The following is a 17,276-nucleotide window of genomic DNA, read 5'->3' as shown; positions in this document are numbered from 1 at the left end:
TACTTGAGTTACGCAACAAGATGGTAAAGTGGGTCGCATGTCCACCGAACCGCTCCCCATCGCCCCCGCCTCCCCGGAAGTGATCGAGATCGAGCGCGCGCTCACTCGCATCACCTACCTGAGCACCCGCGCCCGTCAGCACGACCGGCTGATGGCGCTGGCCGGCGTCCCCCTCGACCGCGCCGCCGTGGCCCTGCTGCGGCAGGTCGCCGACTCCGAGCCGCTGCGGCCGGGGGAGCTGGCCCAGCGCCTGGGCGTGGAGGCCTCGCACGTGACCCGCACGGTGCAGCAGCTGCAGAAGTCCGGCTACGTCACCCGGGTCCCCGACCCCGACGACGGCCGCGCCCAGCGGATCCAGCTCACCGACGCCGGCCGCGCGGCCGTCGACCGGGTCCGGGAGGCGGGCGCCCGCGGTATGCAGTTGGCCCTGTCCGAGTGGTCCTCGGAGGAGCTGCGCCAGCTCGCCACCCTCTTCCACCGCATGGTCGACGACTTCCTCTCCTACTCCGTCGACGAGGAGACCGAGCAGTCGGCCCCGGCGCCCGCGGGCGGCGCCTGACCTCACGTCCGCTCCAGCGTCCTCACGGCCGGAGCGGGCTCCCGCAGTCCCCGCACCAGAAGCCAGGCCACCACGGGCGGTACGACGAGGGGGAGCAGGCCCGTCCGCAAGGACGTGGCGTCCGCCAGCGCCCCTACGGCCGGGGCCGCGACACCTCCGACGCTCACCGTCAACCCCAGCGTGACGCCGCTCGCGGTGCCCACGCGCCCGGGCAGACAGTCCTGGCCCAGCGTGACGTGCAGCGAGAACGGCACGTACAGCCCGGCCGAGGCGAGCGCGACGAACCCGTACAGCGCCGGGCCCGGCACGAACACCACCCCGGCCACCGCGACCACCGTCACCAGGTACGACCGGCGCACGACCGCCAGCCGACCGTACCGCCCGGCCAGCCGGCTCCCGGCCAGCGTCCCCACCGCGCCGCCCGCGTACAGCACGCACAGGGCGGCCGTGCCGGCCCCGGCCCCGCCGCCGGTGCGCTCACGGACGTACAACGCGACGAACGCGCTCAGGCCGACGAAGACGATCGAGCGGCACACCACGGCACCCGACAGACGCAGGAACGCACCCCAGTCGTCGGCGCCCGCCTTGCGGACCGCCTCCCCGCCCGGGGCGCGGACACCCGCCGAGCGCACCGCGGCCGCGCACAGCACGGCTCCCGCCAGCCCCGGCACGACGAGCAGGGGAGTGGCCCGCAGACCCCCGCCGGCGACCGCCGCCGAGACGAGCAGCGGCGCGAGCGCGAAGCCCACGTTGCCGCCGAGCGCGAACCAGCCCATCGCCGTGTGCCGCCCGCCCGAGACGGCCCGCGCCGCCCGCGCGGCCTCCGGATGATAGGCGGCCACACCGACCCCGGACACGGCCACCGCCGCCAGCGTGAGCGCGTACGAGCCGCCCACCCCGCAGGCCGCGACGCCGACCCCGGCGGCCAGCGCGCTCAGCGGCGGCAGCCACGGCATCGCCCACCGGTCGGTGAGCACCCCGAACAGCGGCTGTGCCACCGACGACAGCAGCGAGGCCGCCAGGACGATGCCGGAGGCGGCGGCGTAGGAGTAGGCGCGCTCGGCGACGAAGAAGGGGACCAGCGCGGCCACGGCCCCCTGGTACACGTCGACACACGCGTGACCCAGGGACATCAGGGTGACGGATCGTTTCTCGGACACACCGCGATCGTCGCGGCGGCCCCGCCTGTCGCGCTTCCGATAATCTGCCCACTTGTGTCGAACATCCGCCACACGCCCACGGCGCCGACCCGCACCCAGGTTCTCGCGGCCGGGCAGCGCATCGACGCCCACCGGCACGACGACCACCAGATCGTCCACGCCGGCTCCGGCGTCCTCGCCGTCACCACCGACGCCGGCACCTGGTTCGCGCCCGGCACCCGCGCCCTGTGGATCCCCGCCGGGACGGTGCACGCCCACCGCGCCTACGGCCACCTCGACCTGCACCTGGTCGGCCTGCCCGCCGACGACAACCCGCTCGGCCTCGACACGCCCACGGTCCTCACCGTCAGCCCCCTGCTGCGCGAACTGATCCGCGCCCACACCCGCACGCCCGACGACACGAGCCTCGAACGCGCCCGTCTCCTCGCCGTCCTGCGCGACCAGCTGCGCGCCTCACCGCAGGAGCCGATGCGGCTGCCCACCCCCACCGACCCCCGGCTGGCCGCGGTGTGCGACCTCGTCCACGCCGACCCCGCCGACCAGCGCACCCTAGCCGCGCTCGGCGCCGCGACCGGCACCGGCGAACGCACGCTCAGCCGCCTCTTCCGCAGCGAGCTCGGCATGACCTTCCCCCAGTGGCGCACCCAGTCCCGCCTCTACCACGCCCTGCGCCTGCTGGCCGACGGCACACCGGTCACGGCGGTCGCCCACCGCTGCGGCTGGTCCTCGGCGAGCGCGTTCATCGACGTGTTCCGCAAGTCCTTCGGACACACACCGGGCACGCATCTGCGCCGCGGCCGGAGCACGCCTCGCCGGCGCCACCGACACGGCGACACAAGCGAGTTGGGAGGCCCCGCCACCGGAGCGCCTTCCGCCCTCCCGTAAGATCGCGCGCCAGGCCTGGTCCTAGGCCGTCAGAGGAGGAACCGTGCCCCGGTCCGAACGCTCACCCCTGCTGCTCGCGGGCCTGCTGGCCGGCATGGGCGTCGCCCACTTCGCCGCGCCGCGCCCGTTCGACGCGACCATCCCCCGCGCGCTGCCGGGCTCACCCCGGGCCTGGACGTATGGCAGCGGTGCCGCCGAGCTGGCGCTGGCGGCGGGCCTGGCGGTGCCGAGGACCCGGAAGGCGGCCGCGCTGGCCACCGCGGCGTTCTTCGTCGGCGTCTTCCCCGCCAACATCAAGATGGCGGTCGACTCGCGGCACCGCCCCACCCCGCTCAAGGCGGCCGCGATCGGCCGGCTGCCCCTGCAGGTGCCCCTCGTGCTGTGGGCCCGCAGCGTCGCAGAGAACACGAAGGGACAGTCGTGAGCAAGGCTCTGGAGACCGGTGACCTGGTCGAGGACTTCGCGCTGCCGGACGAGACCGGGACGGTGCGCAGCCTCACCGAACTGCTCGCCGACGGGCCGGTGGTCCTCTTCTTCTACCCCGCCGCCCTCACCCCCGGCTGCACCGCCGAGGCCTGCCACTTCCGTGACCTGGCTGCCGAGTTCGCCGCCGTGGGCGCCCGGCCCGTCGGGATCAGCGGCGACTCCGTCGACCGCCAGCAGGAGTTCGCCGGCCGCCACACCCTGGGCATGCCGCTGCTGTCCGACGTGGACGGCGCGGTACGGGCACGGTTCGGCGTGAAGCGCGGCTTCTCCCTGGCCCCCACCAAGCGGGTCACCTTCGTCATCGGGCAGGACCGCACCGTCCTGGAGGTCGTGCGCAGCGAGCTGCGCATGAACACCCACGCCGACCGTGCCCTGGAGGTGCTGCGCGCCCATCGCTCCTGAGAGCCGCCGGGCCCCGTCCCGCCGCGGTCGAGGCGGTGGGACAGCGGTTGATGCGGCCGGGCAAAGGGACCATTCTGGACGGCATGGACCACGTCGTCGCTGTGGCCGTCGTCGATGCCCGGGGCATGGTGACGGGCTGGAGCGAGGGTGCCCGTCTGCTGACGGGCCACACGGCCGAGGAGGCGGTGGGCAGACCGGCGGCCGAGCTGCTCGCCGATGCCGTCCCGGCGCGGCTGGACGGGGCCTGGACCGGCCCCGTCGTCGTACGGCACCGCGACGGCCACCCGCTCACCGTCACCGTGACCGCCTGCCCGGTCCTCGGTCCCGGCGGCGAACCCGCGGGCCTCACGGTCTCCGCCGAGCGGCCCCCGGACACCGAGCCGACCCTCGCGGGCCGTGCCTTCCAGCAGGCCACCATGTCGATGTCGGTCTTCGACACCCGCCAGCGCTACCTGCGGCTCAACGACGCGGCCTGCCACGTGATGGGCGTGCCCGAGGAGGTCCTGCTCGGCCGGCACTTCCCCGAGACCGTGGAGGACGCCAAGCACAGCCGCGGCTTCAACTGGCACCTGCGCCACGTCGCCGAGACGGGCAGGCCGGCCCGCTACGAGAGCTTCACGGGCGCCCCGGCCCTGAACCGGGAGCACGCCTGGAGCATCGAGATGTGGCCGGTACGAGATCCCTCCGGCGAGGTCCTGGGCACCGCCCTGGCCGCGTTCGACAGCACCGACCAGTACTGGGCGCGCCGACGGCTGGCCCTGCTGAACGAGGCCGCGGCCGCCATCGGCACCACCTTGGACGTGGTCCGCACGGCCGAGGAGCTGATCGGGGTCGTCGTGCCCCGGTTCGCCGACTTCGCCAGCGTGGACCTGTTCGACTGGGTCCTCGACGCGGACGAACCGCCGCCCATGACCGGCACGGAGATCCTGTTGCGGCGAGTCGCTCACGGCTCCGTCACCGAGGGCACCCCCGAAGCGGCCGTGCACCTGGGAGAGACGGACGTCTACCCCTCGTTCTCACCGGTCGCGCGGGCGCTGCGGGAGGGCCGGGCGGTCGTCAGCCAGGCCGGCGAGCCGGGGTTCAGACGGTGGGTCGCGGAACGCAACGCTCGAGCACCGGCGGGACGTCCCTACCGCGAAGGCGTCCACTCGATGATGGCGGTGCCGCTGCGGGCCCGCGGCACCACACTGGGCGTCGCCGTGGCCGTACGCGTCGCACAGCCGGAAGACTACGAGGCCGACGACGCCGTGTTCGCCGAGGAGCTCGCCAGCCGCGCCGCCGTCTGCGTGGACAACGCCCGCCGCTTCGCCCGGGAACGCACCACCGCCCTCGCCCTCCAGCACAGCCTGCTGCCCCGCGGACTGCCCGGACAGGCGGCGGTCGAGGTCGCCCACCGCTATCTGCCCAGCGGCTCCACCGCGGGCATCGGCGGCGACTGGTTCGACGTCATCCCGCTCTCCGGCAGCCGGGTCGCCCTGGTCGTCGGTGACGTCGTGGGGCACGGCATCCCCTCCTCGGCGACCATGGGCCGGCTGTGCATGGCCGTCCGCACCCTCGCTGACGTGGACCTGCCGCCCGACGAACTCCTCACCCACCTCGACGACCTCGTCACCCACCTCGCGGCCTACGACGACGAAGGCGGCGGCGACGAGGTCGCGGAACTCGGCGCGACCTGCCTCTACGCCGTCTACGACCCCGTCACCCGCCGGCTCAACCTCGCCGCCGCCGGCCACCCCGCACCCGCCCTGGTCCGTCCCGACGGCACCTCCGACCTCGTCCGGATGACCCCCGGCCCCCCGCTCGGCGTCGGCGGTCTGCCCTTCGAGGCGGTCGAGCTGGAACTGCCCGAGGACACGGTCGTCGCCCTCTACACCGACGGTCTCATCGAGGACCGCGACCGGGACGTCGACCGTGCCACCGCCGAGCTGTGCAACGCGCTGACCGCGCCCGCCGCCACCCTCGACGCCCTGTGCGACACCGTGCTCAAGGCGGTCCTGCCCGAGGAGCCCAGCGACGACGTCGCCCTCCTGCTGGCCCGCACCCGCGCGCTCGGCGCCGAGCAGGTCGCCACCTGGGACGTGACCCCGGACCCCGCCCACGTGGCCGCCACCCGGCAGGCCGCCACCGAACAACTCGCCGCATGGGGCCTGGAGGAGACCGCGTTCGTCACCGAACTCGTCGTCAGCGAACTGGTCACCAACGCCATCCGCTACGGCGAACCCCCCGTCCAGCTCCGGCTGATCCGCGACCGCACCCTCATCTGCGAGGTCTCCGACGGCAGTTCCACCTCGCCGCACCTGCGCCGCGCCCACAACGACGACGAAGGAGGGCGCGGTCTTCTCCTCGTCGCCCAGCTCACCCAGCGCTGGGGGAGCCGTCAGACGACCCGGGGCAAGACGATCTGGTGCGAGCAGAGCCTGACGCCGTCACTGTTGTGACCACCGGGATCACTCGAACGGGCAGCCCGGGTTCGGCGCGTCCTGTGAGAACGGCGCGCCGTGCGGCAGCACGTACAGCACGTCCAGGACGAGCGGGGTGTCGCCGAGATTGCGGCCGAGGTGCACATAACCGGGCCCGGCGGGCTCCTGGATGGTGCCGCCCTTCGGGTAGACGCCGTCGGAAGCGCACGTCGAGTCGAAGTGGGTGAGCGTGCCCTGCCGGACGACGGCGTACACCGGCCCGTCGTGGTAGTGCCAGCCGGTCGCCTGACCGGGCGGAACGGTGAGTTCCCGCAGGACGTAGTCGGTGTCCCCCACGGTGGTCCGGGCGATGACCCGGCCGCTGACCCCGGGCCCGGGAGGCGTCGCGTGGGCGGTGGCCGGACCGACGAGGACGGTGGCGGCGGCGACCGCGCCGGTGAGAGCGGTGCGGAACGGGATGCGCATGGAACCTCCGGACGGGAGCTCACGAGTAGGTCGTTCCGCAGAGAACGTAGAGGCAGCGAAAGGGAGTTGGGGCCGAATTTCTGGAACTCGACGCGCTCGGGTCGCGCGCTCCCTGGACACACCTGAAGGGCTGCCGACCGGGTGTGCCTTCTGCCGTCCCGAGTCACAGACCGGCATCGGTGAGAATCCGATACATCCGGGCGGGCCGCAGCGCGGGATGGGCAGCGGCCTCGTCGGAGACCTCGGGGTCCGCGTCCGACAGCAGGTGCTCCAGCAGCGCGTCCGTGATGTTGGGGTGACGGGCGACCCCGCAGCGCAGGAACGACTCCGAAGCGCCGGCGAGTCGCTGAAGGGCTGTCACGGGCAGTTCGGGATCCTGCAGGGCGACGTAGCGCACGTGCGGGCTCGGTTCGTCGACGAACGTGCGCAGCGCGTGACGGGGAAAGTTGGGGTGCTCGACGAGCAGCGGCCGGACGTGGAACACGTCGCCGTGGGCGCGTACCAGCCGCTCCAGGACCTCCGGCGGTGCGTCCGGCCGGCGGGCGGCGGCGCGGCGGACCGCGATGTCCGGGTCGTCGTCCAGCCGACGCCATGCCTCCTCCGGCAGGTCACGGCAGGAGGCCAGTACGCGCCGGAAGATCGGGTACGGGCAGTCCAGGTAGGCCATCCGCTCGTCGAGGGGCGCTTCGCGCAGCCAGCCCGGCTCGGCGAAGCTCCAGTTCAGCGCCACATCGGCCGCGACGCTTCCGGCGGCGCGTTCCGCTTCGACGAGCGCGTACAGCCGGTTGCGGGTTTCGGCGTCGACGTGGCGGCTCTGCGCCACCGCGACGCGCACGGCCGGGTCGTCGATGTCCAGGAGCCGGGCGACCATGTCGGCGGACAGGTGCGGGTTCTCGGCGACTGCCCCTACGACCTCCTCGTCCTCGGTGCGCATGAGCTGGGCGAACTGGTCCGACGTCAGCGGGACGTAGCGCGCCACGTTGACGCGCACGGCCGGGTCGGCGAGACAACGCTCCCGCCACTCCGGCGGGACACCCGGTTGCCGATGCTCGGTGGCGGCCGCGCGGACCTGCGGATCCGGGTCGGCGAGCAGTCCCACCTGCACCGCGACCGGCCGGTCGTACCAGGCACGCGCGACCGCGGCGCGCAGCTTCGGATCCGGCGCGCCGGCAAGCGCTGTCCGATGCTGACCGTGGGCCTCCTCCAGGGCGTCGATGCCCGTCGGCACCTCGCGGTCCACGGTGTGGCGGACGAAGTCCGCGTACGCGTCACGGATCGCCGGATCGGGATGCTCGGCGATCCTGCGGCGCATCGCCGGGGAGATCCGCTTCCCGTGCAGTCCCACCGCGGTGTCGCCGTCGCCGTGCGTCAGCAGAGCCTCGACAACCGCGTCCGCCAACCGCCCGCGCCGCAGCGACATCCCGTGCCGGCCGGCCTTGTGCGCGGCCAGCCGCACCAGGACATCCTGAGGAGCGGCCGGGTTTCGCCCCAGCCCGGACAGTTGCGGATGGCGGAGGCTTGTCATGCGCCCAACCTAGTCGGCCCCCCCCGCGCGCCCTCCCTACGGCCCCGCCCCACCCGGACGGGCCGGTGCGCTGGTGGGAGGGCGCGAGCAGTGGTGCCGTGGGAGGGAGACCGTCACAGGCTTCTCCCACATCGGGGGATCGTCCGCGTACGGAGGTCACCGCCATGGCCCGGCACCCGAAGTCCTCGAAGAAGCCGGAGCGCAACCGCTCCACTCTCACCCACAAGGCCGGCTACGCCCTGCGCCACCCCGGCCGCGTCGCCCCGTACCTCCGCCGCGCCACCAGGGACGCCTGGCTGCGGTTCAGGCACCCCGACCACGTCGGCTACTACCGGGCGGTGATGGCCTCGGACACCCGCCGTGACCCGGAGGCCGCCGTCGGCAGCCGCAGCCACGACCGTTGGCTGGCGCTCGGGCGGATGCAGTTCGACTACCTCGTCGGACACGGCCTCCTGCCCGGGCACAGGATGCTCGACATCGGCTGTGGCAACCTGCGCGGCGGCTGGCGCTTCATCGACTACCTCGACCCCGGCCACTACTACGGCATCGACATCTCGCCCGACATCCTCATCGCCGCCAAGCAGACCCTCACCGAGCGCCGGCTCCAGCACAAACTGCCGCACCTGACCCTCACCGGCGACCTCACCCTGGACTTCCTCCCCGGCGATCACTTCGACGTCGTCCAAGCGCACAGCGTCTTCTCCCACTCCCCGCCGCACATCATCGAGGAATGCCTCGCCCACGTCGGACGCGTCCTCACCGACAAGGGCTTCTTCGACTTCACCTTCGACCGCACCGAGGGCACCGAACACCAGGTTCTGCGCGAGGACTTCTACTACCGCGCCGAAACCCTTCTCTCCCTCGCCCGCAAGCACGCGCTGTACGCACGCTTGATGGAGGACTGGGAACAGCTTCCGCACGGTCAGTCGAAGATCCGGGTGAGCCGTTCACCGCGTCCATGAAGGCCGCTGCCACATACCCTGGCGCGGAGACCGCGTTGATCAACCCGCGCTGCCCGTCTCCGGGCGCCGTGCGAGAAAGACGAACTCCCGGCCCGGTCGGTCAGGAGCGTCACGAACATCGTCGATCACATATCCCTGGGCCCTCAGGTCCGCCTCGACCTCCTGCCGCTCACGGAACCGCAACGTCGAGTCCGACGTCAGCACCTGTCCGTCAGCAGCGAAGACGTAGGTCCACCGAAACGTCACCAGCGGCCCACTCACGTCCGTCACCTGGACCCAGCTCTCGACCGGACCGACGCCCGCGATCTCCGTCACGCGGTAGGAGTCCTCCCGGTTCCACTCCTGCCAGGCACGCCTGGCCGGATCCCGGGTCTCGAACACCAGGCGTCCGCCCGGCCGCAACGACTCGTAGGCCCTGGACAGGGTTTCCAGCCAGAGCTTCGGGTCCACGACCTCCTGGGCGGCGTTCGCCGTCATGGTCGCCAGGTCGACCCGCAGCGGCGGGAGGGCCGTCGCGTCACCACGGATCCACCGCACCCGTTCACCGCCTGGCTTGCCCTCGGCCACGTCGATGGACGCCGCGGCGGGGTCGACGCCGACGACCTCGATCCCGCGATCAGCCAGGAGAAGGGCGAACACGCCTGTCCCGCAGCCGATGTCCAGCACCCGGCGGGCTTCGAACTCCTCCGCCAGGCGGAGGTACGCGTCGAGGTCGCTGCGATCGGGGTCGAGCCGGTCGTAGACCGCGGCGAGCCGTGGATGCCCGAAGCACTCGTCAGCCATGCGGTCGAAGGTATGCGGCACCAGCGCCGAACCTCCACTCGGTTTCGCCGCCGCCCTCACTCCTCGGCGGCCACCTGGGCGAGCGTCCGCCCGGTCCGCACCGAACGCGCCCGGCGCGGGTCGGGAGTACCTCGCCCGCGCCCGCCGCCCGCCTTCACCAGCAGCCAGGCATCCTCACCGCGGAACCGGGTGAGGGCGTACATGCCGCGCAGCTTCGACCCGTGCAGCCGGAACGAGGCGTGCCCCCGCCGGAGCGACTCCTCGAATCCGACGGCCCGCCCCTTCTCGTCGTGACTCAGCGGCTCGTACGTCCCGCGGTCCCACACGATGACGGTCCCGCCCCCGTACTCGCCCTTCGGGATGACCCCCTCGAACTCCTCGTACTCCAGCGGATGGTCCTCCGTCGGCACGGCCAGCCGCTTGTCCTTCGGCCGCGCGGAGGGCCCCTTCGGGATCGACCACGACTTCAGCACGTCGCCCACCTGCAACCGGAAGTCGAAGTGCATCGTGCGCGCATCATGGATCTGCACGACGAACCGCGGCTCCTCGTCGCCCGCCGCCCGCGCTCCCGACGGCTCCCCGGTCCGCCGGAAGTCGCGTTTGCCGCGATAGTCCCGCAGCCGCTCCTGTTCACCCATGAGCCCTCCTTCCCGAGCGCTCCGGGTACCCGGCCCGCGGCCCGCCGCCACATCCGCGGAGAGGTCGGCCCCCTGCCGGCGCGCCGCCTCAGAACTCCTCGTGCACCTCCGGATCCCCGCCCAGCCGCTCGTGCGCCCGCTCCGCGATCACGCCCATCTGCGCCGGGCCCAGCTCGAAGCCGAACACGTCGAGATTGGCGCGCTGCCGCTCGGGGCTCGACGACTTCGGGATGGGCAGTGCGCCGAGCTGGATGTGCCAGCGCAGGACGACCTGGGCGGGGGTCACGCCGTGGGCCTCCGCGATCGTGACGACGGCCGGGTCCTCCAGGAGGGCCGAGCCTCGGCCGAGCGGGCTCCAGCTCTCCGTGACGATGCCCTTGGCCTGGTGGAAGGCGCGCAGGTCGGGCTGCGGGAACAGCGGATGAAGCTCGATCTGGTTGACGGACGGGAGGACGCCGGTCTCCTTCGCCAGGCGCTCGATGTGCTCGGCGGTGAAGTTGGAGACACCGATCGAGCGGACCAGGCCCTCCTCGCGGAGCTCGATCATGGCGCGCCAGGAGCCGACGTACCGGTCGACGCGGGGCAGCGGCCAGTGGATCAGGTACAGGTCCACGTAGTCGAGGCCGAGGCGGCGGCGGGACTCCTCGAAGGAGGCGAGGGTCTCCTCGTAGCCGTGGTGACGGCCAGGGAGCTTCGTGGTGACCACGATCTCCTCGCGCGGCACGCCCGAGCGGGCCACGCCACGGCCCACGCCCGTCTCGTTGCGGTAGTTCGTCGCCGTGTCGATCAGGCGGTAGCCGAGGGCGAGCGCCCCCCTCACCGCCTCCTCCGCCTGCGCGTCGTCCATCGGCCAGGTGCCGAGACCGAGGGCCGGGAGCTTCGATCCGTCGTTGAGCGTGTGCACCGGGATGTGGGTCACCATCGGGCCTTCCCTCGACTGTGTCGTCCCTTCCAGCCTCGGGGACGGGACGAGGATTGATCAACCTCAGGGGTGGGGGAGGAAGCCAGCGGGCGGCATCGGGCCGTACCCCCACGACGATCGGAGCGCGCATGACGACGGACAGCCGGATCACGGACGAGGCCGCGCGGGCGGCCGGGCTGGAGGTGAGGCCGGTCGCCGGTCACATCGGTGCCGAGATCGAGGGCGTCGACCTGGCCGAAGGCGTCGACGACGCCCAGGTCGCCGTGATCCGGGCGGCGGTGCTGCGCTGGAAGGTGGTGTTCTTCCGCGGACAGCGCCTCGACCACGCCGGGCACGTGGCGTTCGCCCGGCGGTTCGGCGAGCCGGTCGTGCTGGGCAAGCGGGGAAGCGCCTCCCCGCCCGACGTCCCCGAGATCGAGACCACCGCCGACCGGCTGGAGCTCGGCGGCCGGTTCGGCATGGAGCACGACGAATGGCTCCAGCGCAGGCGCCACACCCTGCTGCGTGGCTGGCACTGCGACCACGGCGCCCGCATCGACCCGCCGGCCGCGACCATTCTGCGCGCCGAGACCGTGCCGCCGTACGGCGGCGACACCACCTGGTCCAACCTGGCGGCCGCCTACGCCGGACTCTCCGGCCCGGTGCGGGACTTCGTGGACGGTCTGCGCGCCGAGCACCGGCTCGGCGTCGGCTACCAGCCGCGTCCGGGCGACGACGCGTACGTGCGGCATCTGCTGGACCACCAGGTCGCCTCGCTGCACCCGCTGGTGCGCGTCCACCCGGAGACCGGGGAACGGATCCTCTACGTCAACGGCTACTACGTCGAGCAGATCGCGGACCTCTCCCGAGCCGAGAGCCGGGCGGTCCTGGACATGCTGCTCGAGCAGGCGGTCCGCCCCGAGTACACGGTCCGCTTCCGCTGGGAGCCGGGCAGTGTGGCCTTCTGGGACAACAGGGCCACCATCCACCTGGCCCCCGGCGACAACGCCCATCTCGGCTTCCCCCGCACCATGCACCGGGTGATGCTCACCGGAGACGTGCCGGTGGGGGTGGACGGCAAGCCGTCGGAGCCGATCGTGGGGACCGAGCCCGGTCGCTGGTGACCTCGGTCAGGCGAAACCGGGCCGCCAGTCCAGCGCGGGGCCGAGCTTCGTCGCCATGTCGGTGAGGATCTGCACGTAGTCCTCGTGCTCGAAGGTGAACGGCAGCGCGAACGCCACCTCGTCCACCTCGCGGAACGCGGCGTGCGCGTGCAGGCGTTCGGCGATCTCCTCCGAGGTGCCGACCAGGTCCGGCGCGAACAGCAGACGCGCCGGGCCCTGCGGGGACCGCGTCCTGGGCAGGCGCTCGGCGGCGAACTCCTCGTACTTCGCGCGCTGTTCGGGCGAGGCCGAGTCGGTCGGGATGACGACCAGGCCCTGGGAGACGCGGGCGGCCTCCCCGTCGGGGTGGGCGGCTCGGAAGGCGCGGATGTGGGACAGCTGGATGTCCGCGAAGTCCCCGGCGCCGTCCGGACCCTCGGCCTTGACGACACTGCTGGTGAGGAAGTTCATGCCGTGCTCCCCGGCCCACCGCGCCGAGCTCAGGCTGCCGCCGCCGTACCACATACGGCTGCCCAGACCGGGGGACTGCGGCTGCACCCGGTCCGAGAATGTTTCGAACCCCTCGACGCCGCTGAAGTCCGTGGCCGCCTCACCCCGCACCAGGTCCAGCAGCCGCCGCACCCGCCCGTACCCGAAGTCCTCGGCGTCGCCCGTGTCCGGATACAGGGCCCGCTTGACCTGGTCGTAGTGCATGGGCGGGCCGACGCTCACCCCCGGGTTGAGCCGACCGCCGGACAGGATGTCCACCGTCGCCAGATCCTCCGCCAGCCGCAGCGGGTTCTCCCAGCCCAGAGGGATCACCGCGGTGCCCAGCTCGATACGGCTCGTGCGCTGCGAGGCCGCCGCCAGGACGGCGACGGGGGAGGAGATGCCGTACTGGAGGTGCCGATGGCGCACCCACGCGCTGTCGAAGCCGAGGCGCTCACCCAGCTCGATGATCTCCAGCGTGGTCTCGTGTCCCCGGCGCGGATCGGCCTCGTCGAACAGTCCGATCGTGAGGAAGCCCAGCTTGCGCAGCGGGCGTGAGGCGGACGGCATGGGCCCCTCCAACGTTCGACGGCGTGCACGCCGTACACCGGTTCTGCCGTGATTGTCGCAGGGCCGGTCAGACCAGCGGGATGGTGACCTCGTCCTCCACCGGCGGGTCCAGCTCCTGCGCGTGGTTGCCGGTGGCCGCGTAGCAGCGCAGCCGGACACTCTCCGGGCTCACGTCCAGGCGCAGGAAGCACTTGAAGAAGGGCGGGCTGTACGTCGCCGAACTCGGCGAGAACAGCTGCGTGTAGATCTTGCGCACCGGCAGGCGGAAGCGTGCGGTGCGGTCGGGGCGGCGGCCGGCCCCGAGCAGACTGGCGACCAGCCGGACGCGCTGGGTGAGCCGCACCTGGCCGCCCGGCGTCCGGGTCGGCGGTATGCCCAGCCGCTCGGCGATCACGGCCGTGGCCTCGGCCTCGGTGAGGGTGAAGAAGCGGCGCATCCGCAGCCGGCGGCCGTACAGCCGGCTGTAGAAGGCGAGGGAGTCGCCGCGCAGCGGATAGCAGCGGAAGTCCGCCTCGCCCACGCCGCCGACGTCGACCCGCGCGATGGTGTGCGTGGCGTGCATGAACGCCCCGCCGCCGCCCGCCACGACGTACTGCAGGGTGCGCCCGTCCGCCAGACGCACCGGATACCGCTGGTAGTTGTGGATGTCGCCGCCGATCGCCGCGACGTACCGGTGCTCCGGGTCGCGCACGATCTCGTCGACCGTGCCACCGCCCTCGATCGCGCACGGGTGGTGCTCGCCGTCCACGTACAGCGGCGAGCCGGTGATCAGGATCTTCGGACGCGGTCCCTTCGACACCTCACGCAGCCACGCGCCCTGTTCGGCGTCGAGCGTGCCCAGCAGGCCCGTGTCGATACCGATGATCCGCACCGGCCCGGAGTCGATCGCCCAGTACGGACCCGGCTGCACGGCCTGTTGGGACGGGGCGGAGCGCAACGTCCGTGCCTCGTCGAGGCGCTGACCGTCACCGGCGCGGGGCCGGTGCCACAGCAGCGAGCGCAGCCAGGCACGGGTGAGCGGGCGCGGGGAGGGTTCGGCGGGCAGCGGCGGGGCGTCGTCGCAGAAGACGCGCATGAACCCGCCGAGATCCTCGTACCAGTCGTGGTTGCCGGGTATCGCGTAGATGGGCGCCCGGTAGTCCTGGTACGGCCGGAAGAACTTGCCGTCGTAGTCGTCCGCGCTGCCGACGGGGTAGATCACGTCACTGGCCAGGACGGCGAACCGCGTGTCCTGACCCACCTTCAGAAAGCCCGGGACCACCGCGTATTGGGGATCGTCGCCCTCACCCGTGTCACCGATGACCATGAAGGAGAAGCGGTCCGGGTCCGAACGCCGGATCACCTTGTCGGCGGGCGCCCCGGCCGCCGCCCGCTGCGCCACCCAGCGGGCGCGGGTACGGCCCGTGGGATCCCCGAACCAGGAGGCCAGCACGCCGTTGCGCGCGGCCCACAGCATCCTGGGGTCCAGCCACGAGATCTTCTGGACCTCGGCGGGCATCAGCTGCCGGTACCCGCCCCGGTCGGCGCCGCCCCAGCCGGCGCCTTCGGCGGTATCGCGTGAGGAGTCAGACACCGCTGCACCGTAGCAACCGAACCGGGGTGGCCCGGACGCGGGTTGACGGTGGTCGACGGCTGGACGACGTCGCTCCGGCGCACGCCCTGGGGCCCGGCGGCTCATTGCTTCAGGCGGTCTGCCAGCGCGAGGGCGTCTTCGGTCTTGGGGTGGGTGCTGCCGAGTTGGGTGCGCAGGATGTGTGCGCCCCGGAGTGCGGGGTCCACTGCGGACGGGTCGTTCATTGCGTGCAGGGCTTGGGCTTTGAACAGCAGGGCATAGCCGATGTAGAGGTGGTCCGGCGCGTAGTGGGACTCGCGGATCCGCAGCGCCCTTGAGATCAGTGGCACTGCTGTGGCGTGGTCGCCGAGGTCTGCGTGGACGGTCGCCAGGGCGACCAGGTCGAAGCTCACGTAGGGATCATCCGGCCCGTACGCGGCCTCGTCGATCCGCAGCGCCCGCTCGGCCAGCGGCAGCGCCGCCCGGTGCTCACCGAGAAGGCACAGCGTCCGCGCGAGTGTCGCCAGGTCCGTTGCGATGGCGGGGCTTTCGGCCGGCAGACAGGACTCGTGCAGGTGGAGCGCACGCTCCGCCAGCGGGCGTGCCGTCTGCGGCGCGCCGAGGTCCCGGTGGATCTGCGCCAGGGTGATCAGGTCGAAGCCGACCTCTGCGTCCCGGCCCTCAAGCGCTTCGTCGAGCGCGAGGGCGCGTTCGCACAGCGGCAGCGCCACTCCGGGATCGCCGATCTGCAGGAGGAACTCCGAGGCCAGCCGCAGCAGTAGCGCCGACTCCGCGGCGCACTGGACCGGTGGGTCGTCCTTGGTCACGGCCAGCACGTGCGGGAGCAGCCTGTGCCAGCGCGGTCGTGCGTCCGGGTCGCCGTGGATGTCGTGCGGCACGGCCGTCAGCAGTGCACGGCACAGTTGGGCCCGGGCTGTCGCCAGTTGGTCGTCGGACATCGTGGCTCGGATCGCTGCCTGGACCAGCCGGTGCAGCACCAAGGAGGAGTCTTCGCGCCGTGCCAGGCCCAGGCCGGCCAGCGTGCCGACCGTCGTGTCCCACGCCAGCGGGTCGGCCGCCGCCGTGATCACCGGTTCCGGGCTGCCGGTGAACAGGTCCAGCGGGATCGGGTCCGGGGCCAGCAGGGCGCACAGCTCCAGCAGCGGCACCGCCTGCGGTTGTTCCCGCCGCAGTTTGCGCACACTGAGCTGCCACAGGGTCGCGACGACCACCGCCGGCCGGTCGGCCAGTTCGCCCCGTCCGATCATGACTTCCAACCGCGACGTCAGCAGGGCCAGGTACTCCTCGGGCGCCGTCTGGTTGTAGCCCATGTAGCCGGCTGCCTGCTCCAACGCGAGCGGCAGGTCCCCCAGTTGCTCCGCGATCCGGTCCGCCGTCTCCGCCGTCGTGCCGGGCACCCGCCGGACCAGTAGTTCCACCGACTCCTGCCTGGTGAACACCTGCAGGTCCAGCACGTCGGCCCTGCCCACCCATCCGCTCACCCTGGTCGTGACGATCACGTGGCCGTTCCTCGCCAGGTCTCCCGACGGCAGCGCGTGCATGAGCGTCCCCGGCTTCTCCGCGTTGTCGAAGACGATCAGCCAGGGCCTGCGGTCCCGCAACGTGACGTACACACCCGAAACGACCTGTTCCGAGTTCACCTCCAGCAGCCCCAGGTCCCTGGCCAGCGACGCGAACTGCGATGCCACCAGGTCGGGGTCCTCTGCGTTGACGAAGGCGACGAACCGGTACTTCGACAGGTAGCGGTACGCGTACTCGACAGCGAGCTGCGTCTTGCCCACGCCGCCCAGCCCGTGCACGACCTGCATCGCGACGTCGCCTGCCGAAGTGAGGCGCTGCCGCAGCTCTCGCAGGGTGGCGTCGCGGCCGGTGAAGTGTGTGTTGCGCGGCGGCAACCGGTACGTCGCGGGCGTGGTCGGGCGCGGTGTGCGGTCACCGCGCGGCTCCGGCCGCAGTTCGGCCAATGCGAGCGGGACCAGCAGCAGGAGCACTACCCACGGGTGGACGCGCACGAAGTCCAGCGGCCCGGGCCAGCGGCTCTGCCCGGAGGCGGCGTTGAAGGCGAGACTGCCGACGAACAGCACGAGCAGACCGGCCACCGTGCCGACGAGCCTGCGCCACATGGCTCCCTCTCCGGTCGCGACGACGACGGCCGACGCGATCTTAGCCGAGAAGTCGCCCTGGCGAAGGGGGAGATCGGCCAACGCTGGTGGACGCCGGTGGCGCTGCGCACGGTCGCTCGAAGGCGCGTCGGTGCGACGCCGCCGCGGACATGGCGGCGAGGCTCCGGCAGGTGGCGGACATACCGAAGGCCGTCACCGAGCGCGCGGAGGAGGCCGCGCACTCGGTGACGGC

The 17,276-nt window shown here is 72.5% G+C and carries 16 protein-coding genes; 7 read left to right on the top strand and 9 right to left on the bottom strand.

Annotated features, from left to right (window positions below):
* Nucleotides 1–37 precede the first annotated feature (37 nt).
* Nucleotides 38–559 (top strand): MarR family winged helix-turn-helix transcriptional regulator, encoded by a 522-nt coding sequence (locus ACPT94_RS17150; RefSeq protein WP_360350097.1) that lies wholly within the window; start codon nt 38–40, stop codon nt 557–559.
* Nucleotides 560–561: 2 nt separating this feature from the next.
* On the opposite strand, the gene ACPT94_RS17145 is transcribed toward ACPT94_RS17150, so the two are convergent.
* Nucleotides 562–1,692 carry an MFS transporter gene (locus tag ACPT94_RS17145; protein WP_425246221.1) on the bottom strand — a complete coding sequence of 377 codons (1,131 nt, stop codon included), beginning with the start codon at nt 1,690–1,692 and terminating at the stop codon, nt 562–564.
* An 81-nt stretch (nt 1,693–1,773) separates the two neighbouring features.
* On the opposite strand from ACPT94_RS17145, the gene ACPT94_RS17140 reads away from it, so the two are divergent.
* From ACPT94_RS17140 to ACPT94_RS17125, 4 genes are all read left to right on the top strand, one after another.
* Nucleotides 1,774–2,604 carry an AraC family transcriptional regulator gene (locus ACPT94_RS17140; RefSeq protein WP_425246212.1) on the top strand — a complete coding sequence of 277 codons (831 nt, stop codon included), beginning with the start codon at nt 1,774–1,776 and terminating at the stop codon, nt 2,602–2,604.
* 43 nt (nt 2,605–2,647) lie between these two features.
* Nucleotides 2,648–3,028: a DoxX family protein gene (locus tag ACPT94_RS17135; RefSeq protein ID WP_360350102.1), complete on the top strand. Its 381-nt coding sequence runs from the start codon at nt 2,648–2,650 to the stop codon at nt 3,026–3,028.
* Entirely contained in the window at nt 3,025–3,492 is a 468-nt protein-coding gene (locus ACPT94_RS17130) for a peroxiredoxin (protein WP_425246211.1), read from the top strand. Before ACPT94_RS17135 ends, ACPT94_RS17130 begins: the two co-directional genes overlap by 4 nt.
* 83 nt (nt 3,493–3,575) lie before the next feature.
* Nucleotides 3,576–5,930: an ATP-binding SpoIIE family protein phosphatase gene (locus ACPT94_RS17125; protein ID WP_425246210.1), complete on the top strand. Its 2,355-nt coding sequence runs from the start codon at nt 3,576–3,578 to the stop codon at nt 5,928–5,930.
* Between the two features lie 9 nt (nt 5,931–5,939).
* On the opposite strand, the gene ACPT94_RS17120 is transcribed toward ACPT94_RS17125, so the two are convergent.
* Nucleotides 5,940–6,377 (bottom strand): cupin domain-containing protein, encoded by a 438-nt coding sequence (locus tag ACPT94_RS17120; RefSeq protein ID WP_425246209.1) that lies wholly within the window; start codon nt 6,375–6,377, stop codon nt 5,940–5,942.
* Between the two features lie 163 nt (nt 6,378–6,540).
* A complete protein-coding gene (locus ACPT94_RS17115; RefSeq protein ID WP_425246208.1) occupies nt 6,541–7,902 on the bottom strand; it encodes a hypothetical protein in 1,362 nt (453 codons plus the stop codon).
* Between the two features lie 164 nt (nt 7,903–8,066).
* Between ACPT94_RS17115 and ACPT94_RS17110 the strand changes: the two genes are divergently transcribed.
* Nucleotides 8,067–8,864 carry a class I SAM-dependent methyltransferase gene (locus ACPT94_RS17110; protein ID WP_425246206.1) on the top strand — a complete coding sequence of 266 codons (798 nt, stop codon included), beginning with the start codon at nt 8,067–8,069 and terminating at the stop codon, nt 8,862–8,864.
* A gap of 39 nt (nt 8,865–8,903) precedes the next feature.
* On the opposite strand, the gene ACPT94_RS17105 is transcribed toward ACPT94_RS17110, so the two are convergent.
* The 3 genes from ACPT94_RS17105 to ACPT94_RS17095 all read right to left on the bottom strand — a co-directional run bounded on the left by ACPT94_RS17105 (nt 8,904) and on the right by ACPT94_RS17095 (nt 11,204).
* On the bottom strand, nt 8,904–9,647 hold the full coding sequence (locus ACPT94_RS17105) for a class I SAM-dependent methyltransferase (RefSeq protein WP_360350117.1): 744 nt from the start codon (nt 9,645–9,647) through the stop codon (nt 8,904–8,906).
* Between the two features lie 56 nt (nt 9,648–9,703).
* On the bottom strand, nt 9,704–10,285 hold the full coding sequence (locus ACPT94_RS17100) for a DNA polymerase ligase N-terminal domain-containing protein (protein WP_360350120.1): 582 nt from the start codon (nt 10,283–10,285) through the stop codon (nt 9,704–9,706).
* A gap of 88 nt (nt 10,286–10,373) precedes the next feature.
* The gene (locus ACPT94_RS17095; RefSeq protein ID WP_425246220.1) at nt 10,374–11,204 is read right to left on the bottom strand and encodes an aldo/keto reductase; all 831 of its coding nucleotides are present in this window, start codon (nt 11,202–11,204) and stop codon (nt 10,374–10,376) included.
* A 131-nt stretch (nt 11,205–11,335) separates the two neighbouring features.
* On the opposite strand from ACPT94_RS17095, the gene ACPT94_RS17090 reads away from it, so the two are divergent.
* The gene (locus tag ACPT94_RS17090) at nt 11,336–12,310 is read left to right on the top strand and encodes a TauD/TfdA dioxygenase family protein (protein ID WP_425246205.1); all 975 of its coding nucleotides are present in this window, start codon (nt 11,336–11,338) and stop codon (nt 12,308–12,310) included.
* A 6-nt stretch (nt 12,311–12,316) separates the two neighbouring features.
* Here ACPT94_RS17090 and ACPT94_RS17085 read toward each other — a convergent pair whose 3' ends face one another.
* The 3 genes from ACPT94_RS17085 to fxsT form a co-directional block, all read right to left on the bottom strand.
* The gene (locus ACPT94_RS17085; RefSeq protein ID WP_360350126.1) at nt 12,317–13,348 is read right to left on the bottom strand and encodes an LLM class flavin-dependent oxidoreductase; all 1,032 of its coding nucleotides are present in this window, start codon (nt 13,346–13,348) and stop codon (nt 12,317–12,319) included.
* Between the two features lie 67 nt (nt 13,349–13,415).
* Nucleotides 13,416–14,921, bottom strand: coding sequence for a metallophosphoesterase family protein (locus tag ACPT94_RS17080; protein ID WP_425246204.1), 1,506 nt, complete (start codon nt 14,919–14,921; stop codon nt 13,416–13,418).
* A 101-nt stretch (nt 14,922–15,022) separates the two neighbouring features.
* The gene (gene fxsT / locus ACPT94_RS17075; protein WP_425246203.1) at nt 15,023–17,044 is read right to left on the bottom strand and encodes an FxSxx-COOH system tetratricopeptide repeat protein; all 2,022 of its coding nucleotides are present in this window, start codon (nt 17,042–17,044) and stop codon (nt 15,023–15,025) included.
* Nucleotides 17,045–17,276: the final 232 nt, after the last annotated feature.

The organism is Streptomyces aurantiaciflavus (assembly GCF_049808595.1).
Lineage (GTDB): Bacteria > Actinomycetota > Actinomycetes > Streptomycetales > Streptomycetaceae > Streptomyces.
The sequence above is the reverse complement of the archived record's forward strand: the minus strand, read 5'-3'. Positions and strand labels throughout refer to the sequence as shown.

Bases quoted from the DNA above. Each gene is read 5' to 3' on its own strand.
- ACPT94_RS17150 (WP_360350097.1), top strand. From the start codon at position 38: ATGTCCACCGAACCGCTCCCCATCGCCCCCGCCTCCCCGGAAGTGATC.
- ACPT94_RS17145 (WP_425246221.1), bottom strand. From the start codon at position 1,692: ATGTCCCTGGGTCACGCGTGTGTCGACGTGTACCAGGGGGCCGTGGCC.
- ACPT94_RS17125 (WP_425246210.1), top strand. From the start codon at position 3,576: ATGGACCACGTCGTCGCTGTGGCCGTCGTCGATGCCCGGGGCATGGTG.
- ACPT94_RS17120 (WP_425246209.1), bottom strand. From the start codon at position 6,377: ATGCGCATCCCGTTCCGCACCGCTCTCACCGGCGCGGTCGCCGCCGCC.
- ACPT94_RS17115 (WP_425246208.1), bottom strand. From the start codon at position 7,902: ATGACAAGCCTCCGCCATCCGCAACTGTCCGGGCTGGGGCGAAACCCG.
- ACPT94_RS17110 (WP_425246206.1), top strand. From the start codon at position 8,067: ATGGCCCGGCACCCGAAGTCCTCGAAGAAGCCGGAGCGCAACCGCTCC.
- ACPT94_RS17105 (WP_360350117.1), bottom strand. From the start codon at position 9,647: ATGGCTGACGAGTGCTTCGGGCATCCACGGCTCGCCGCGGTCTACGAC.
- ACPT94_RS17100 (WP_360350120.1), bottom strand. From the start codon at position 10,285: ATGGGTGAACAGGAGCGGCTGCGGGACTATCGCGGCAAACGCGACTTC.
- ACPT94_RS17090 (WP_425246205.1), top strand. From the start codon at position 11,336: ATGACGACGGACAGCCGGATCACGGACGAGGCCGCGCGGGCGGCCGGG.
- ACPT94_RS17085 (WP_360350126.1), bottom strand. From the start codon at position 13,348: ATGCCGTCCGCCTCACGCCCGCTGCGCAAGCTGGGCTTCCTCACGATC.
- fxsT (WP_425246203.1), bottom strand. From the start codon at position 17,044: ATGTGGCGCAGGCTCGTCGGCACGGTGGCCGGTCTGCTCGTGCTGTTC.